The sequence below is a fragment of the Corynebacterium tuberculostearicum genome, from assembly GCF_022347235.1.
In the GTDB taxonomy this organism is placed as follows: domain Bacteria; phylum Actinomycetota; class Actinomycetes; order Mycobacteriales; family Mycobacteriaceae; genus Corynebacterium; species Corynebacterium tuberculostearicum_F.
The window spans coordinates 1-17576 of sequence record NZ_JAKRDX010000029.1; the positions used below are offsets into that span (position 1 = coordinate 1).

Sequence of the window (17576 nt, forward strand, 5' to 3'; positions counted from 1 at the left end):
CAAACCACGCAAAGCACTCAACTGGCGCACCCCAGCCGAAGTCATGACCAACGCCCTCACACAAACCGGTAGCATCAAACCAAACTAACCATCATCGTTGCAACGACCCCTAGAATCCGCCCTTGTGCCACAGATGCAAAATGCCCTCGCGTCCCTCCGCACGTTAGAGCTAACGGGGGAGGCGAGGGCGGCGTCGGCAAGCGTGTGCGTCTTGTCGCTTGCCTTGGCAAGCTTGGCCTCTTAGTCGAGGTAATCGCGCAGTACCTGGGAACGAGAGGGGTGGCGCAGCTTCGACATGGTCTTGGACTCGATCTGGCGAATGCGCTCGCGGGTAACGCCGTAGACTTGGCCGATTTCGTCTAAAGTGCGCGGCATGCCATCGGTCAGTCCGAAGCGCAGGCGCACCACACCGGCTTCGCGCTCGGAGAGGGTGGTGAGCACGTCCTGGAGCTGATCCTGCAGGAGGGTGAAGGAGACGGCATCGACCGCGATAACGGCTTCGGAGTCCTCGATGAAGTCACCCAACTGGGAGTCGCCTTCGTCACCGATGGTCTGATCCAAGGAAATGGGCTCGCGGGCGTACTGCTGGATTTCGAGCACCTTTTCCTCGGTGATATCCATCTCCTTTGCCAGCTCCTGCGGGGTAGGCTCGCGGCCCAAGTCCTGCAGCAACTCGCGTTGGATACGGCCCAGCTTGTTGATGACTTCCACCATGTGGACCGGGATGCGGATGGTGCGGGCCTGATCAGCCATGGCGCGAGTAATGGCCTGGCGGATCCACCAGGTGGCGTAAGTGGAGAACTTATAGCCCTTGGTGTAATCGAACTTCTCCACCGCGCGGATAAGGCCCAAGTTGCCTTCCTGGATGAGATCCAAGAAAGCCATGCCACGGCCGGTGTAGCGCTTGGCCAAGGAAACCACCAGACGCAGGTTGGCCTCCAGTAGGTGGTTCTTGGCCTTGCGGCCATCGCGGGCGATGCTGCGCAGGTCGCGCTTTTCCATGGGGGAGAGCTTGGCAGCCTTATCGCCTTCGGCGCGGGCTTTTTCCATCTCATCCATGCGGTGCTGTGCGTACAGGCCAGCCTCGATGCGCTTGGCTAGGGAAACCTCTTGCTCGGCGTTGAGCAGGGCGACCTTACCAATCTGCTTGAGGTAGGCACGAACGGAGTCAGCAGAGGCAGTCAGCTGCGCATCCTTGCGTGCCTGGCGCAGTGCAGCGGATTCTTCCTCGTCCCAGACGGAAGAGGAGTCTTCCTCTTCTTCCTCATCGTCGTCGTCCAAATCCTCTTCGAGGTCATCGTCCTCGAGGTCTTCGCCAGCGTCGAAGTCATCATCGTCTTCGATGTCCGCATTGGTGGGATCGAAGTCGACGTCTTCGTCGTGCTCGTCCTCCTCGAGCTCCTCTTCTGCTTCCGGCTGTGCCTGCTTTTCGGACTCGGCTGGGGATTCCTGCTTCTTTGCCGCGGATTTGCGGACCGTCTTCTTAGTGGCCTTTTTGGCAGACTTCTTAGTGGTCTTCTTGGCCGACTTTTTGGCGGTCTTCTTCGCAGTCTTCTTGGCTGTTTTCTTAGCGGTCTTTTTGGCCGTCTTCTTAGCCGTCTTTTTCGCGGTTTTCTTTGCCGTCTTCTTGGCGGTCTTCTTTGCAGGAGTAGATGCCTCAGCGGCGTTTTCGCCCTCGCCGAGTGCCTGGTCTGAAGATTCAGTGGCTGCCACGTACGCCCTTTCGACTAACTTCTTGATTGAAACAGCTCAGTGCGCCCTAGTGGGGCGCTCGTGCATCAGTGTGATGTTAACGCGTTGTGGCCTTAAGCAGGCCAGACACGCCCTAGAGCTATTTAACTTAGGATCGACCGCCCAGTATAGAGGATCTTTCCAATCTGCCGGTGGATAGGGTCACCTGCAGTGCGTAAATACTACGGTTTCAAACCGTCTACCGCCGCCATCGCAGCTCCGACAATTCCCGCGCGATTGCGCAGTTGTGCAGGCATGACGGGGGTTTCAATATCAAGGTGTGGGCCCCACTTTTCAAACTTGCGGGAAATCCCACCCCCAATGAGGAAGGCCTGCGGGTTAAAGAGCTTTTCATATTCCGCGAGGACCTTGTTGAGTCGTTTAGTCCACTGCTTGTACTTGAGTCCCTCGCGGTCCTTTACGGCCGAGGACGCAATTTTCTCAGCCTCGTCATCGCCCACCGTGAGGTGTCCCAGTTCGGTATTAGGGAATAGCTGGCCGTCTAGGAAGAAGGCCGAACCGATACCGGTGCCCAAGGTTAGGAAGATTACGGAGCCCTGCTTGGCGATGTCCTCTCCGTAGGCAACCTCGGCTAGTCCCGCCGCGTCGGCGTCGTTAAGCACGGCAAAATCCGCATCCAGGTAGTCCGCGAAGAGCTCTGTGGCGTTGACCCCAATCCAGTCCTTGGAAATATTTGCCGCAGTCTCGACTTCCTGGTTGCGAACCACGGAAGGAAGGGTGATGCCAACGGGACCGTCCCACTGCTTTTCCTGCACGATTTGGGCTACTACCTTGGCAACTTCATGCGGCGTAGACGGCTGTGGGGTGGCGATCTTCAAACGCTCGCCCACGAATTCGCCGGTGGCAAGGTCCACCTCAGCGCCTTTAATGCCGGAGCCTCCGATATCGATGCCAAAGGAATGGCCAGAAAGAGTAGTCATGCCCGACAGTCTAGAAGAAGGCACAATAGTTGGCATGGCTGAGCAGATCGATTTTCTCCAATTGCGGGATTTTGCCGTTTCTATCGCCACGCGCGCTGCGGAATTAATTACTACGCGGCGTGCAGAACTCGTAGCCGGTGACGGCATCGCGGCGCATACCCACACCAAGTCCAGCGACGTAGATCCCGTAACGGAGGTCGATACCGCGACAGAGGAGTTCATTGCCACCACCATTCGCACCCAGCGCCCCGGGGACGGAATTTTCGGCGAAGAAGGCGCCAATGTGGAATCGACCAGTGGCGTTACCTGGATTGTCGATCCGATTGATGGCACCGTGAATTTCCTCTACGGGGTGCCGGACTACGCCGTATCTATTGGTGCGGAATACCAAGGGCACCTCGTAGCTGGCGCGGTGGTCAACGTAGCACGCGGGCGCACCTATGCTGCCGCAGCCGGCCAAGGCGCCACGGTCACCGGCCCAGACGGAATTGAGCACGCACTGCGGTGTGGCCAGACACAAGATACTGCGTTGGCCTTGGTAGCAACCGGATTTGGTTACGAAGCTGACCGGCGTGCAGCCCAAGCCGAGCTTCTCACCAAGCTTCTGCCTAATGTGCGTGATATTCGCCGCATCGGCGCTGCCGCGCTCGACCTATGCCGTGTGGCAGAGGGAACCGTTGATGCCTACTTTGAGCACGGCATCAATGCGTGGGACTTCGCCGCAGGGGCAATCATTGCTCGCGAGGCAGGTGCGGTAGTGCGCCATCCAGGCTTTGATAAAGGCTCCGCCGACGGTGAACTTACCTGGGCCGCGGGGGCAGATTTGGCCCCCGCATTCGAAAAGCTTTTAGCAGCGCACAGGGCCACGGACGCGCTGCGGGGGTAATAGTTTCCCACGCCGGCAAGCGGTGAGATGACATCTAGCCATTTGTGCTTTACTATGCGCGATCGATAAATACCCATTCCTTAAAGCAACTTGACCATTAGGGGCGTGCATTATGGCCACCGATTATGACGCACCGCGCCGGCGCGCGGAAGATGAACTCGAAACTGACTCCCTAGAAGGACTCAAAGCCGCTGAGAGCGATAACAACGGCATGGACGATGACGGAGAAATCGTCGAAGCCTTCCAGCCGCCATCAGTAGACCTCACGGGCGAGGAGCTTAATGTTGAGGTAGTTCCACGTCAGGAAAATGAGTTTACCTGCGGCTCGTGTTTCCTGGTGCAGTCCAATAAGCGTTACTCCCACGAAGAGGACGGCCAGCCAATCTGCAAGGATTGCGCCTAAAGGAATACGCAGCAGAAACGAAACCCCGCACTTGGCAATTTTCTACGTGCCGAGTGCGGGGTTTGCTGTTGCAGCCACCACATTCTCTGTGGTGTGCGAAGTCAATAAAGATTAGTGCTGTTCCGGAACGAAAGCGTGGAGCAAAGCCTCCGGATCCTTCGAGGCGATGAGCCAATAAGGAGTATCGTCCTCTGGATCATTGAGCACCATCATGGCGTGCTCATCCACCCAAGCGTGGGAGACCAAAAACGCCGCGGGATCGAACTGCGGGCCCAGGGCATTGCGCCGCGCAGATTTGGGAACGGTGATAGACCGCGAGACGACGTCGTTAGGCAATTGGGCATCTTTGACCGTGAGCCAACGCGTTCCGTCCGGGTCGCGCTCTACCTTGATGACTGTATTGGACCAGGTAATAAGTACCCACACGGCGATAGCACCAAGGAGGATCGCGGGAATAATGGTCCACCACATGGAGCGATTGAGGCCGGCGGTAGCGGAAGTAAGCCCCACGATGGCGGCTGCAAAAAGCCAAAAGTACCAAGGGACCCATTGGCGTTCGCGGTACAGCACCTGAGGGGCCACCGTGCCCTGTGCCGAAGCGGCGCTTGACGGTGCCGGAGTTGCGGAAGTAGCAGATGTATCAGACACGTCTAGTCAGTCTAGTCCACACGCGCCGCAGAATGAACCTCCCAAGGCAGGTAGGATTGGCCAGGTGACTGACTCGATTCCGCATTCTCAACCAGAAAGCCCCTTTGGGGACGTTAAAGTCAAGCGCCTGGATAAGGAGCTTCCGTTGCCGCACCGTGCCCACCGTGGTGACGCCGGTGCGGACCTCTACGCAGCCGAAGCTCTTACCCTGCAACCCGGCGAGCGCGCCCTCGTCGGCACCGGGATTGCCATTGCGCTGCCACTAGGAACGGTCGGTTTAATTCACCCGCGTTCCGGACTAGCCGCCAAGCAAGGGCTTTCCATTGTCAATACCCCGGGCACGGTAGATGCCGATTACCGCGGGGAGATCAAGGTCTGCCTCATCAACCACGACCGGCATACACCCATTGAGATCGAACGCGGCATGCGCATCGCTCAGCTCGTGGTCCAGCGCGTAGAGCTGGTGGGGTTTGCTGAGGTTGAAGAATTGGATGACACCGTCCGCGGAGCCGGCGGCTATGGCTCTACCGGTGTGTAGTTAAAGCAGTAGAGAATCAACGAAACTTTTAGAAAGGACATAGCACCCATGGGAATCTGGCCCTTTGGCAAGAAGAACGACGAAGAAAAGAAGGCTCAGGAAAAGCCTGCAGCCCAAAGCGAAAAGCCGGCGGACCCCAAGTCCGCGGATACAGAAGCGCAGGAAACTTATGCTCCAGTAGGCGACACCGCAGCAGATGCCGCGGCGGCTTCTGGCAATGAACCCCGCGAATTCGCCCATGATGCCATCAATGGCCAGACCGGCCCCTTTGACGGCGACTCCGTCGATATCGAGACCTTCGATTTCAGTGACTTTTCCATCGGCGTATTAGATCTGGGGTCCCTGCGCATTCCACTGCCAAAGGAATCCCAGGTACAGGTGGAAATGGGCGAACAGGGCCCACGAATGCTGCACATCGTGACCAAGGTAGGCCGAATTACTCCCGTAGCCTTTGCCGCCCCACGTAAGCCAGGCCAGTGGGCAGAATCCGTGGAGGAAATCAAGGAGGGCATGAGCCGCGACGGACTTACCGTTACTACCGAGCCAGGCCCTTGGGGTGCTGAGGTCGTGGGCAAGAACGACAACGGTCAGGTCCGCGTCATCGGTGCAGACGGTCCGCGCTGGATGCTGCGCATGACCCTGGCCGCGCCGGCCGGCATGGAAGCAGACCTCGCAGACATGGCTCGCGAGGTGGCCGCCCGTACCTTCGTCTACCGCGGGGAAGACCCCATCTTGGCAGGAAATGCTTTGCCGGTCATCATGCCCGAGCAGCTCGTAGAGCAGGTCAAGCAGGCCATGGACCAGCGCCAGCAAGAACAGCAGGCAGCCGCTAATGCTCAAGACCACCCAGAAAACGGAGTGGGCGGCCCCGACCCTGCGGCAGAAGCAGAGGCGGAACAACACTTGCGCGATTTGGGCGGCAGCCCACAACAGGGTGAGAATGGATCGTCCCCGCAGAACCCCGATGAGGGCTCTGCACCTAATTCCAAGAACTAGGCAAAGCAGTAAACCACGTGACACATTCTTCCTCGCCGCAACCCTCCCCGGACGCTAAGAACCTGGACTCTGAGGAGTCTGCTGCCGAACCCACCCTGCTGGAGCAAATGGGTGGCTTATCAGGGCTCGTGTCGGCCACCTTGCCAGTCATTGTGCTGATTCCCATCAATAACTTCTTTGGGCTGGGGCCAGCCTTGGCGGCGGCGCTCGGCGTGGCCGTTGTTATTGCACTCTGGAGGGTAATCCGTAAAGAGACCCTGCAGCCAGCCATATCGGGCCTGCTGGGAGTGGCTCTTTGCGCAGCCATCGCCTGGTTTACCGGTGATGCAAAAGGGTATTTCTTGTACGGCATTTGGATGTCGTTGGCGCTGTGCATTGCCGCGGTACTATCAATCCTTTTTCGGTGGCCCGCTGTGGGTGTCATCTGGAAGGGGATCAATGGCGAGGAAATGCAGTGGCAAAAGGTTCCAGAGGCGCGCCGGGCTTATGCCATCGCTACTGGTGGGTGGGCGGTCATCTTCCTGGCCCGTTTTGTTGTTCAGCGTGCCATTTATGATGCGGATGCAACCACGGCCTTAGGGGTGACCCGAATCCTGATGGGGTGGCCATTGACGCTTCTAGTTACGGCGCTGACCGTGTGGATGGTGCGCCGCGCGGATGCAGCCGTTGACGCAGCGGCGGGCACAGGTGAGCACACTAACGCAGAACAAGAACAAAAGTCTGAGGCAGAAAATGACTGAATCAACGATGAGCCGTGGCGATAGTCTTGAGGTCACCATTGACCGCATGGCGCACGGCGGGGAAGGAATTGGCCAGGCGCCGGATGGGCGAGTGGTATTCGTTCCTCGCGCTTTTCCCGGCGACGTCGTAAAGGCTACGGCCGGCCGTGTAAAGAAGTCGTTCATTAAAGCGGAACTGGAAAGCGTACTAAGCCCAGGGCCGCTGCGCGTACCATCGTCTTGTCCTGCGGCCGCGCAAGGAGCTGGCTGCTGTGATTTCGCCGAGCTGGATCCAGCGGCCGAAACCGGAATCAAGGCAGAGATCTTGTCGGAGCAGCTGCGCCGCACCGGCGTTGTCACCGGCGAGGAACTGAACATTGAGCAGCACACCCTAGAGCCGGTACGGGGATGGCGCACACGGGTGAGGTGGGGCGTCGACAAGCAAGGGCGCGCTGGAACCCGTCAGCGTCGGTCCAATGAGCTTATTACGGGCGCTGCCTGTACACAGCTGGCTCCGGGATTGGCAGACGGGCTCGTTGGAGAAGGTGCGCGCCGGTTTACCCCAGGCGCTGAGGTCATCGCCGTTCTCGATGGCGAGGGCAACCGCCACGTGGTAGAAACCCGCAAGGCCCCGCGCGGGCGCCGCGTGGAGACCATCCGTGAGGTGGTAGAAGGCAGCGGCAAGGTGCACGAGCATGTCGACGGGCGGACGTTTAGCTTTCCTGCTACCGCCTTTTGGCAGGCCCACAGCCACGCACCGGCCGCGTATACCGATCTGATAGCGGAGTGGCTCGGGGGTCGCGAGTACCAAGAGCACACCGCCTGGGATCTCTACGGTGGCGTTGGCCTCTTCGTTCCAGTATTGGCGCACGCCGTGCAGGGCAAGGTTATCTCCGTGGATTACTCGCTGGCGGCTACGGCCGGGGAACAGGCCGCCCTTGCGGACTGCGATGTGGAAGTAAAGTCCGCGAAGGTCGAGCAAGTCGCCGCCCAGCTTCCCAAGCCTGGCGCTGTAGTCCTTGATCCGCCGCGCACCGGAGCAGGGGAGGATGTGATTCGTTCCGTGGCGGCCGCTGCACCCCAGACGGTCGTTCACGTGGGATGTGACCCCGCCACCTTCGCGCGCGACTTGGGATACTGGAACCAGCACGGATACGGAATAGAAAAGATGGCGCTGATTAACGCGTTCCCCGGAACGCACCACTTTGAAACGATTGCGCTTATCACCCCTGCCTAATGAGCTAAAAGGGCTCCGGGGCGGGGTGCGGCACGTTGCCGCGCTGTTCTCGGAGCATTGACCGATATAATATTCACCGCCCGCCGCGGGTACGGTAGAAAAGAAGAACTAAGCACAGAAGGAGTTGAAGGCCGCTCCATGACTATCTTGGATACCATTAACTCGCCGCAGGACCTCAAGGCGCTGTCTGCAGACAAGCTTGAGGAGCTGGCGGCAGAGATTAGGCAGCGCCTCATTGACAAGGTCTCCGTCACGGGCGGACATCTGGGGCCTAACTTGGGCGTGGTGGAATTGACCATTGCGTTGCACCGTGTATTTGACTCTCCGCGTGAGCCCATTATTTTTGACACTTCGCACCAGTCCTATGTGCATAAGATGCTGACTGGGCGCACGGATCAATTCGATACCTTGCGGCAAAAGGACGGCCTTTCGGGGTATACGGACCGCGGCGAGTCCGAGCATGACTGGACCGAGTCCTCCCACGCTTCGGCGTCGCTGTCTACGGTTGATGGCTTGTCTAAGGCCTTCAAGATTCGCGGCGACGGTCACCGCAATGTCATCGGTGTTGTCGGCGATGGCGCCCTGACCGGCGGCATGTGCTGGGAGGCGTTAAATAATATCTCGGAGGACAAGGGCCGCAATGCGGTCATCGTGGTCAATGACAATGGCCGTAGCTATTCGCCCACCATCGGTGGCATTTCTGAGAACCTTGGCCGCATCCGCTCCCAGCACGGTTATGACGAGCTCATGGAGCAGGGCAAGCGCCGCCTGAAGCAAATGGGATGGGTAGGCGAGCGCGCCTTTGATGCCTTGCACGCCATGAAAGAGGGCGTCAAGTCCACCGTCTTGCCTACCGAGATGTTCCCGGAACTGGGCATGAAGTACATCGGCCCCATCAACGGGCACGATATCGATAGTTTGGTGCATGCCCTGACTTATGCCCGCGATTATGACGGGCCCATCATCGTGCACGTGGTTACCGAAAAGGGCCACGGTTTTGCCCCGGCCGTCAATGAGCCGAAGGACCAGATGCACTCCACCGGTGCTATCGATCCCGTCACCGGTGTGGCTAAGGGCACCAAGCAGCCTGGCTGGACGGCCGCCTTTTCAGAGGAGCTGGTAGCCGCTGCCGAAAAGCGCGATGACATCGTTGCCATTACCGCTGCTATGGCCGGACCAACTGGGCTCGCACCCTTCCAAGAGCGCTTCCCAGAGCGATTCTTTGATGTGGGAATTGCCGAACAGCACGCAATGACCTCTGCCTCTGGTTTGGCGCTCGGCGGGATGCACCCCGTCGTGGCGGTGTATTCCACCTTCTTAAACCGCGCCGTAGATCAGGTCATTATGGATATTGCGCTGCTAAAGCTGCCGGTAACCATCGTGCTTGACCGCTCCGGAGTTACCGGTTCCGATGGCGCTTCGCACAATGGCGTGTGGGATATGGCGCTCATGAGCATCGTGCCAGGAATGCATATTGCCGCCCCGCGCGATGGCGCGCGCCTGCGGGAGCTCTTCCGTGAGTCGTTAGAGATTGAATCTGGCCCGTCCGTGGTCCGCTTCCCTAAGGGCAACCTGCTGCCGGATATGGAAGCGGTGGATACGTTGGGCGATGGCGTAGACATCCTGCACTATGGCGAAGCCGATACGGGCGAGGACACCCCCGAGGTGCTCATCGTTTCCATCGGTGCCATGTCCGCCCGCAGCATCGAGGCTGCGAAGCTGCTCGGCGAGCAGGGCGTGAACGTTACCGTTGTTGACCCGCGTTGGGTAGCGCCGGTGGCAAGCTCTGTGGTGGCTCTCGCCGCTGACCACGACTTGGTGGTTACGGCAGAAGACGGCCTTGTCCGCGGCGGTATTGGCTCCATGATTTCGGAAGCCCTCAGCGCAGCCGAAGTCGATACTCCTGTGCGCCGACTTGGCGTTCCGGGTTACTTCCCTAAGCACGGCTCCCGCGGCGAGGTTTTGGAAGAGTTCGGGTTGACGCCGGAGCTTATGGCGGCGTCGATAAGCGAGTGGCTAGAAAACCTCACCGCTGATGCCAACGCGCGAGGAGAAGAGAGCTAAACCTAGCCTGCTAAATATTCCTAGAAAGACCGTCCACGATAATCGGGGCGGTCATTTCTATTTGCCATTCGCGCGCGCCCTCCGCGCGGAGGAAGGCAGCGACGTCGCCTGGCTGCCGGATGGCGCCGGCGACAGAATCAGGTCCGCGGTGGCGCTTATCGGCGCGCACACCTACCTTCGCCCATACCGCTGCACGCAGAGCGGCAGGGCGGATAAGAAGCTCGGAAGGCATATTTAGTTCAGCAGCGAGATCGGCGATGTCCGCGCGGATGGTTTGGTAGATCTCCCATAGGTCCGGGTAGTCCTTGGCCCAGATGGTTTTGGAAGGAACCGGTTGTGGGGCGCGATGGACCCGAGGCCGCTGCTGCGGGGGAACGGCGCGCGCCTGGTTAAGTACAGCCATCCACCGGGCGGTCGCGCCCTTGCGCCGGCGGGGAAATCCCTTGACACGGGCAAGCTCGCCGGCGGTGGTGGGAAGGGTGCGCGCAATTTCTACCAGCGTTTTATTCGCTAATACCCGGCCGGGCGCAGTGTCCGTGCGCCGAGCGATAGCGTCGCGCTTAAACCACAACTCTCGAGCAGCGGCGAGCTGACGGCCGCTGCGCAAACTGGAGATGCCCTTCAGATCGCGCCACGTGTGCGGCTGGGGAGCGAAGTCCCCGGAATGTTCCTGGACTATGGCGGAAAATTCCTCCAGCGCCCAGTCCATCTTGTCTTGTTCGGCCAAAATGTCGCGCAGGGCTTCGGCTAGCTCGAGGAGTAGTTCCACATCGAGCGCGGCGTAGGCCTTGAGCTCCTCGCTCAGCTGTGGGATGGACCAGTCGGCGTCGCCGTAGCCCTTTTCCAATTCGACGTTAAAAAACTCTGCGACCACAGTGCCCAGATTGGGCCGTTCAAAACCCGCGAGCCGTGCCGCCAGTTCCGTGTCAAAGATGGAGCCGGGAAAGAGACCGAGCCACCCGAGGCAAGGCAAATCCGAATGGGCGGCGTGAATAATCCACTCCGTGCCGTTGATCACTGGGGCAAGGGCGGCCGTGAGCTCCTCGCGGTGGCCTTCAGGGGCAAAAAGTATCGTGCCCGCGCCGCGGCGGCGAATTTGCACTACGAAGGCGCGATCATCGTAGCGATAGCCGGAGGCGCGCTCGGTATCGATGGCAAAGGGGCCCGTACCCGCGGCTAGGCGGGCTGCGGCAGCGGTGAATTCCTCCGGGGTGGCAAGAACCGGCGGGATGCTCTCGAGCGGCCGGCTGCGCAATTCTGGCATATCAGCGGCCGAGCTCGGTGACGCCCTCAGGGGGTAGTCCGGCAACGTTGGCCAATACCTGGGCAAAAGCCTGCACGTGGGGTGCGAGGTCGAGGCCTTCGGCAGTCCACGAAGCGCGCATTTCGATCTGGTAGGCGCGCGGTGGTCCACCAATCTCGCCAAACCGCACGGACGCGGTGGAAGTGACGGTGCCGCCCAAATTGGTGTGGCCGGCACCCTCCTTTTCTAAGCCTTCGTTGAGCCATTGCCACGCCACATCGGGCAAGAGTGGATCGCCGGCTACGGCATCATCCATATCCGCCTGGATATAGGCCACAAGGCGCATGGCGCCCTCCCAAGCTTCCTCAGCGCCCGGATCGTGGAGCAGGATGAGGCGACCAAAGGCGTCGCCCTCTGCATCGGTGGGCACGATATCTGGGTTGTCTTCGTTTCCCACTTCGAGGCCGATTGCGTGGCTAAACGGCGCAAGGCGTTGCGGTGGGCGAATGGAGCCTAGGGTTATCTCAGGGCGCAGGTCAGCCGCGTGCATGGACTCCACTGCTTGGGTGAAGGCGGCGGGGGTGGCTGGCTCGTGGCCTTCCGCCTGCCCGTGCAAAGGGGTGGGAGCGGAGGCCTCGGCGCTGCGTGGGGTGATCGATTCGGAATTGCTCACGACGTTCAAGCTATAGTTTCGCGGCCTTTAGCTGGGGGAGGCGCGCCGATGCGTGGGCGTGTCGTCCTCCTCGTGGCCGGGAAGTGACAACGTTCCATATCCAACTTATGATGGATATGTTCGTTAACCCAAAGGCTTCTGCAAAGGAGAACGCAATGGCGAAGCTTGACTACAAGGAACTCAACGCGGTTCAGCAATATTCCCAGCACGCAGTTTTTAAGGTGATTCCGGGCGCGCTCGGCACTGAGCGAGCGGAGATTATCGCCCAAGCGCAGGAGTTCTTTGCCGGCGTGGAAAAGGCCGGGAAGGTAACGGTGCGCGGCATTTACGACCTCACGGCTATGCGCGATTCCGCTGACTTCATGATCTGGTGGCACGCTGAGGAATTCTCTGACCTGCAGAAGGTCTTTGGGGATTTCCGCCGCTCGACCACCTTGGGCCAGGTTAGCGAAGTGACCTGGGTAGGCAACGCTTTGCACCGTCCGGCGGAGTTTAATAAGTCGCACTTGCCGTCTTTCATCATGGGTGAGGAGCCCAAGGAGTGGATATCGGTGTACCCCTTCGTGCGCTCCTATGACTGGTACACCATGGACGAGGAAAAGCGCCGCCGCATCCTTATGGAACACGGCATGCAAGCGCGTGATTATCCTGATGTGCGCGCAAATACCGTCCCAGCCTTTGCCCTGGGTGACTACGAGTGGATTTTGGCCTTCGAGGCGGATGAGCTCCACCGCATCGTCGACCTGATGTACCTGATGCGCTACACCGAGGCCCGCCACCACGTGCGCGAGGAGATTCCTTTCCACACCGGCCGCCGCGTCAAGGACGTAGCAGAGCTCATCGCAGTTCTGCCCTAAAAGTAACGCCGCCCAGCAGTAGCCCTGCTTGGCGACGTCCCCCATATCCGCGCCCCGTCACTAGCCTGCACGTTAGGCTGCCGACGGGGCGCGCTTTCTTGTGCATGCCACCTTAGGCGGTGCCATCTTCTACCGGCTTTTCCTCCAAGTCCAGGCAGATGGAGTTGATGCAATAGCGCAAGTCGGTGGGGGTATCGTAGCCCTCACCCTCAAAGACGTGCCCCAGGTGAGATTCGCAGTTGGCACACAGAACCTCTACGCGGCGCATGCCGAGCGAATTGTCTTCGCGCTCAATGATTTTGTCCCCTGCGAGTGGGGAGAAAAAGGAAGGCCAGCCGCAGTGGGACTCAAACTTCTCTGTAGAGCGGAAAAGCTCCGTTCCACACGCGCGGCAAGAATAGACCCCCTCGGTGGTGGTATTGGTGTACTCGCCTACGTGGGGCGGCTCGGTGCCGGCTTCGCGCAGGACGTAGTATTCCTCGGGGCTTAAGCGCTGGCGCCATTCGGTATCGGCAATGAGCTTGAAATCGGTCATGGGCCGAGTCTACACCGTGCTGCGCGCGGCACGCCACCAGCCGGCGACCGTAGCGAAAATTGCGACGATAAGCAGCGCCCATCCCGCTGTGGCCGTGAAAAAATTCATCCACCGACCAGCATCCGGGTGCGCTGTAGACGCCCAGGAAACGGGAGCCAAATAGAGGAAGGCCGCAAACCACGCGCCCGCGGAATGGAAAACCGAACGCTTGAGCACCACAGTAAACATCAATGGGAATAGCCACATGGAGTAATACTGCTGGCCAAGGGAAGACAGGAAGAAGATACCCACCATGATTGCCCCGCTGGTCGTCAGTGCCCACAAGGTCGTGTCGGAGTTGCGCCAGCGCAAAAGCCCGAGAATCGCTGCAGCCGAAAGCGCGGCAAATATCAACCACACGGTCCAATACAGTCCCGCACCAAAGTCAACGTAGGCGTGGAAGCCTGCCCAGGAGGAATTGGCATAGTCACGGGTTTCTGAGAGGTAGGGCAGGAGCTTATCCACAAAGCCGCTAGCGCCCGGCACGAGCGGCCACGCTAGGAGGTTGAGAACTACCGGTACGCCAATGCCGGTAGCAAGACTGCGCCATTGCAGCTTGACCAAGGGCAGGAAGAGCAATGGCGCAAATTGCGGCTTAATGACGATGGCCAAGCCAATGACCACGCCTGCCACCCAGCCCAGCCATGGGGTGCGCTCGGCGCGCACGAAAGCCCACAAGAACACGGCCATGCATAGCAAGAGAATGCCGTTGATATTGGTAAATGCGAGTGTATTGGTCACCGATTCGGTGACAAAGGCCAAAGCGATGGATACTGGCCACACTGCCGAAGTAAGTGTGCGGCCCACCGTAAGGGTGAGCACCGCTAGCGCTGCCACGATTGCAGCCGCGTTGGCGACGATGAATAGTCCCCGTGCCAACGAAAAATCAATATGAGCTAGCGGTGCGAGCAGCAGCGTGGCCCCCGGGGTATACAGGTACAGTGGGTCCACGTGGTTATAAGCCTGCTCATAGACCGGCTGGCCAGAGGACATGCGTGCCACAGCGTTAAACACGGTGGTGAAATCATCCGTCGGCGTGCCATTGCGCGCGATGATGAACACGCGATGCACAACAAGCAGGATGGCCACGGGCCAGGCGGCGGCATTGATTCGGGAATTCACGGCCCCTTAGTCTACGGCCTAGCGGGCGCGGGAATACCGCAGAAACACCGTGCCATCCTTATCGTCCGCCACATTTTCTAACTGCATGCGGCGATGGGAATGCTCGCCCTTAAAGGTTGCCATGGGAGTTTCCACACCAGTGGATAGATGTGGGTCCAGCGTCAAATACATCTGGTCGATGGCATCGATGTCTACCAGCTGCCCAATCATTCCTGGCCCGCCCTCGCAGAGCACGCGCTTAAACCCGCGGTCCTTTAAGACAGATATGTAGTCCTGCACGGTTCCTTCGCCAGCATCGCAGACTTCCGCGCCTGTGGATTCGATGGTCGCGATGCGCTTTGCGAGCTCTTGATCGTCCCGGCTGCTATGGGGGATCAGGATGATGGGCGGTGTAGTAAAATCCGTGAAGAAGTCCGAGGTGATATCGAAATCAAGGCTGCGGGAAGGCACGGCAATAGGAGCCGGCCGCGAACCATCCCCGTTAGGTTGTACTCCGGAGTAGTCCTCCGCGCGCACCGTTTGCGCACCCACCAGCACGACGTCTGCCCAATTACGTAGAGCAGCAAAAAGCTGCCCATCAGTGTCGTTTCCCATGTCTTCGGATACATGGTTCATAGTTGCCGATCCAGTTAGTGTGCTGACCATATTTGTGCGGACGGTGAATACATCACCGGAATCGGGGCCCAATAGCGAAGAAATATCCATACTTTCCCAGCCTAGTCAAGGCACCAGATGCCCAGCACGGCACAGCGAAGGATAGAACCACAGGAGAGGGGCTTACACCAGGCGGATGAGGATTACGCCGACCAAAATCACTGCAATACCGGCTACCTGGCGCATTGCTACGCGGGCGCCTCGCAGACGATCGATCAGCACGGAGCCCAACATGGAACCAAGAAGGGTTGCCACCACAGTAAGCCCAGTGCCAATCTGCGGCACTAAGGCCGCGTTGCCAAAGACAAACATGGCTCCCAATGTGCCGCCTGTCCACATCCACCAGGGGTTAGCCTTTCCCTCAGGACGCTCAATGCGAGGGCGCCAGCGCAAAACAATATTGAGCATTACGAGCGTGGAAACGCCAATGCTAAAAGACACCAAAGCCGCACTAACGGGCGACCCGGTAATCTGGCCCAGGTGGCCGTTAATGGCGGATTGGCTTGCAGTAAAGCAGCCAAAGACAAAGCCTGCGAGGCGCCAAAGCCACAACGCCATAGCGCTGTCTCCTTGCTTCGTCGGCGCGCCGGGGCTGGCGACGATAGAAATCACTCCACCGAGGACAATTAGTGCCCCAAGGGCGCGAATCAGGGAAAGTGGGGAAGTGGGGGAGGCAAACATCCCAAAGTGGTCGATGACAAGGCCCATCATGATTTGGCCCGCGATGGGAAGGACTACGGTCTGGACCGCACCCAGATGAGGAAACAACAGGATATTTCCAGTAAGCGCAACCACGCCGAGCAGACCACCGAACCAAATCCACAGCGGTTCCCCAAAGGCGCGGGAAATGCCAAACTCGCCGCCGGTGACGGCTGTCGCGATGACAAGCAACGTCATCGTGCCCACGGCAAACGAGATGAGCGAAGAGGAAAACGGCGTGCCAGTAGATGCGCGCAGGCGCGTATTAACCAGGGTCTGAACGGGCAGAACGAGTCCGGCGAAAATGCCTAAGAGAATCCACAACACGTCGGGACACTTTACAGACATATAAAGAAACCTGCCCAAGCTCCTATGGAGGGGAGCGATGGACGGGAAATAGTGGTCCTAACTGGGATTGAACCAGTGACCTTTCCGGTGTGAACGGAACGCTCTCCCACTGAGCTATAGGACCTTGCGGTCGCTAAATCTACACCGCACCAAATTCAAACACCTAATTGGCTGGGCAGGAGTGCGCATCAAGGGGAGGTGGCCTGCGGTCCACTGTCTTGGGAGAATCACACCAGTGTGTTTTGGGATGGCTCGAATGTGAAAAATCGGTGCCAGAAAGAATGCCGCTGGGCTGGGGATTTGGAAACTGGCGCGGAGCACGATAATGTTTCTTCTCGCACCGCAACGGAATAAAAGTTTGCGGCGCAATGCGGATGTAGCGCAGTTGGTAGCGCATCACCTTGCCAAGGTGAGGGTCGCGAGTTCGAGTCTCGTCATCCGCTCCACGCTTTTCAAAGGGCTGCCTGTGAAGAGTGATTCTAAGTGAATAGCGCGCGATTAGCTCAGTGGGAGAGCGCTTCCCTGACACGGAAGAGGTCACTGGTTCAATCCCAGTATCGCGCACAAGGACTTTGTCCTAGAAACCGGGCCTGGTTTCGCATGCGGATGTAGCGCAGTTGGTAGCGCATCACCTTGCCAAGGTGAGGGTCGCGAGTTCGAGTCTCGTCATCCGCTCCAGCACTGTATTGTGTGAGGCGGTATCGCCACGGTGGAATGGCCGAGTGGTGAGGCAACGGTCTGCAAAACCGTGCACACGGGTTCGATTCCCGTTTCCACCTCAACTTCTTAATGCCTTCGGGCATTAAGCGCGATTAGCTCAGTGGGAGAGCGCTTCCCTGACACGGAAGAGGTCACTGGTTCAATCCCAGTATCGCGCACGAGACTCTCTTTTTGAGGCTCTGTAGCAAACTCCGGTTTGTTGTGCGGATGTAGCGCAGTTGGTAGCGCATCACCTTGCCAAGGTGAGGGTCGCGAGTTCGAGTCTCGTCATCCGCTCCATGTAGCCGCCCCAGAGATGGGGCGGCTTTTTCTTGTCTCCTTCCGTGTCTTGAGTTCAGAGGGTCGTTGCAACACTTTCCCTTAGGAGGGTGTTGTTGTGTCTGGGGTTGTTGGCCCGTTTCATTCGTTGTCTGAATCGGATCGTCGTGGCTTAGTTGCCTTGGTTGGCAGTGGGCGTAGTGTCCGTTCGGCGGCTGGTGAGCTTGGCTGTCATTACGGGCATGCTTTTAATTTTTGCCATGCT

Annotated in this window: 17 protein-coding genes and 7 tRNA genes; 14 read left to right on the forward strand and 10 right to left on the reverse strand. The window is 59.0% G+C overall.

The window, feature by feature from the left end; all coding sequences use genetic code 11:
• Positions 1-240: 240 nt before the first annotated feature.
• Entirely contained in the window at positions 241-1713 is a 1473-nt protein-coding gene (locus MHK09_RS11085; protein WP_005325028.1) for an RNA polymerase sigma factor, read from the reverse strand.
• A 200-nt stretch (positions 1714-1913) separates the two neighbouring features.
• Positions 1914-2672, reverse strand: coding sequence for a polyphosphate--glucose phosphotransferase (gene ppgK, locus MHK09_RS11090; RefSeq protein ID WP_179386598.1), 759 nt, complete (start codon positions 2670-2672; stop codon positions 1914-1916).
• Between ppgK and MHK09_RS11095 the strand changes: the two genes are divergently transcribed.
• A complete protein-coding gene (locus MHK09_RS11095) occupies positions 2671-3558 on the forward strand; it encodes an inositol monophosphatase family protein (RefSeq protein ID WP_250413571.1) in 888 nt (295 codons plus the stop codon). The two genes, ppgK and MHK09_RS11095, sit on opposite strands and share 2 nt — an antisense overlap.
• A gap of 112 nt (positions 3559-3670) precedes the next feature.
• Entirely contained in the window at positions 3671-3961 is a 291-nt protein-coding gene (locus MHK09_RS11100; protein ID WP_005325023.1) for a DUF4193 domain-containing protein, read from the forward strand.
• A gap of 111 nt (positions 3962-4072) precedes the next feature.
• On the opposite strand, the gene MHK09_RS11105 is transcribed toward MHK09_RS11100, so the two are convergent.
• Positions 4073-4609, reverse strand: coding sequence for a DUF3093 domain-containing protein (locus tag MHK09_RS11105; RefSeq protein WP_370633374.1), 537 nt, complete (start codon positions 4607-4609; stop codon positions 4073-4075).
• A gap of 64 nt (positions 4610-4673) precedes the next feature.
• Between MHK09_RS11105 and dut the strand changes: the two genes are divergently transcribed.
• From dut to dxs, 5 genes are all read left to right on the forward strand, one after another.
• Positions 4674-5147 carry a dUTP diphosphatase gene (dut, locus tag MHK09_RS11110; RefSeq protein ID WP_200435696.1) on the forward strand — a complete coding sequence of 158 codons (474 nt, stop codon included), beginning with the start codon at positions 4674-4676 and terminating at the stop codon, positions 5145-5147.
• A 48-nt stretch (positions 5148-5195) separates the two neighbouring features.
• Positions 5196-6143 carry a DUF3710 domain-containing protein gene (locus MHK09_RS11115; RefSeq protein WP_150851580.1) on the forward strand — a complete coding sequence of 316 codons (948 nt, stop codon included), beginning with the start codon at positions 5196-5198 and terminating at the stop codon, positions 6141-6143.
• A 17-nt stretch (positions 6144-6160) separates the two neighbouring features.
• Positions 6161-6883: a DUF3159 domain-containing protein gene (locus MHK09_RS11120; protein WP_436232116.1), complete on the forward strand. Its 723-nt coding sequence runs from the start codon at positions 6161-6163 to the stop codon at positions 6881-6883.
• The gene (locus MHK09_RS11125; protein ID WP_250413572.1) at positions 6876-8099 is read left to right on the forward strand and encodes a class I SAM-dependent RNA methyltransferase; all 1224 of its coding nucleotides are present in this window, start codon (positions 6876-6878) and stop codon (positions 8097-8099) included. The genes MHK09_RS11120 and MHK09_RS11125 overlap by 8 nt, the downstream gene beginning before the upstream one ends.
• Before the next feature lie 138 nt (positions 8100-8237).
• Complete coding sequence (gene dxs, locus MHK09_RS11130) at positions 8238-10163, forward strand: 1-deoxy-D-xylulose-5-phosphate synthase (RefSeq protein WP_250413573.1); 1926 nt, start codon at positions 8238-8240, stop codon at positions 10161-10163.
• 10 nt (positions 10164-10173) lie between these two features.
• Here the strand turns inward: dxs and MHK09_RS11135 are convergent, their stop codons facing one another.
• Complete coding sequence (locus tag MHK09_RS11135; RefSeq protein WP_250413574.1) at positions 10174-11427, reverse strand: HRDC domain-containing protein; 1254 nt, start codon at positions 11425-11427, stop codon at positions 10174-10176.
• 1 nt (position 11428) lies between these two features.
• A complete protein-coding gene (locus MHK09_RS11140; RefSeq protein WP_232619549.1) occupies positions 11429-12022 on the reverse strand; it encodes a DUF3000 domain-containing protein in 594 nt (197 codons plus the stop codon).
• A gap of 212 nt (positions 12023-12234) precedes the next feature.
• On the opposite strand from MHK09_RS11140, the gene hemQ reads away from it, so the two are divergent.
• The gene (gene hemQ, locus MHK09_RS11145; protein ID WP_198493168.1) at positions 12235-12936 is read left to right on the forward strand and encodes a hydrogen peroxide-dependent heme synthase; all 702 of its coding nucleotides are present in this window, start codon (positions 12235-12237) and stop codon (positions 12934-12936) included.
• 112 nt (positions 12937-13048) lie between these two features.
• Here hemQ and msrB read toward each other — a convergent pair whose 3' ends face one another.
• From msrB to MHK09_RS11170, 5 genes are all read right to left on the reverse strand, one after another.
• Complete coding sequence (msrB, locus tag MHK09_RS11150) at positions 13049-13471, reverse strand: peptide-methionine (R)-S-oxide reductase MsrB (protein ID WP_005325013.1); 423 nt, start codon at positions 13469-13471, stop codon at positions 13049-13051.
• 9 nt (positions 13472-13480) lie between these two features.
• Positions 13481-14632, reverse strand: a complete 1152-nt coding sequence (locus MHK09_RS11155) for a glycosyltransferase family 87 protein (RefSeq protein WP_250413575.1) — start codon at positions 14630-14632, stop codon at positions 13481-13483.
• Positions 14633-14650: 18 nt separating this feature from the next.
• On the reverse strand, positions 14651-15337 hold the full coding sequence (locus tag MHK09_RS11160) for a pyrimidine reductase family protein (RefSeq protein WP_250413576.1): 687 nt from the start codon (positions 15335-15337) through the stop codon (positions 14651-14653).
• A gap of 72 nt (positions 15338-15409) precedes the next feature.
• Positions 15410-16312 (reverse strand): DMT family transporter, encoded by a 903-nt coding sequence (locus MHK09_RS11165; RefSeq protein WP_198493269.1) that lies wholly within the window; start codon positions 16310-16312, stop codon positions 15410-15412.
• A gap of 73 nt (positions 16313-16385) precedes the next feature.
• Positions 16386-16457, reverse strand: a tRNA-Val gene (locus MHK09_RS11170).
• Between the two features lie 246 nt (positions 16458-16703).
• On the opposite strand from MHK09_RS11170, the gene MHK09_RS11175 reads away from it, so the two are divergent.
• The 6 genes from MHK09_RS11175 (at position 16704) to MHK09_RS11200 (ending at position 17332) form a co-directional block, all read left to right on the forward strand.
• Positions 16704-16779 (forward strand) — tRNA-Gly (locus MHK09_RS11175).
• Positions 16780-16825: 46 nt separating this feature from the next.
• A tRNA-Val gene (locus tag MHK09_RS11180) sits at positions 16826-16897 on the forward strand.
• A gap of 38 nt (positions 16898-16935) precedes the next feature.
• Positions 16936-17011 (forward strand) — tRNA-Gly (locus MHK09_RS11185).
• Positions 17012-17041: 30 nt separating this feature from the next.
• Positions 17042-17112 (forward strand) — tRNA-Cys (locus MHK09_RS11190).
• Between the two features lie 27 nt (positions 17113-17139).
• Positions 17140-17211, forward strand: a tRNA-Val gene (locus MHK09_RS11195).
• Positions 17212-17256: 45 nt separating this feature from the next.
• Positions 17257-17332 (forward strand) — tRNA-Gly (locus MHK09_RS11200).
• Positions 17333-17576 lie beyond the last annotated feature (244 nt).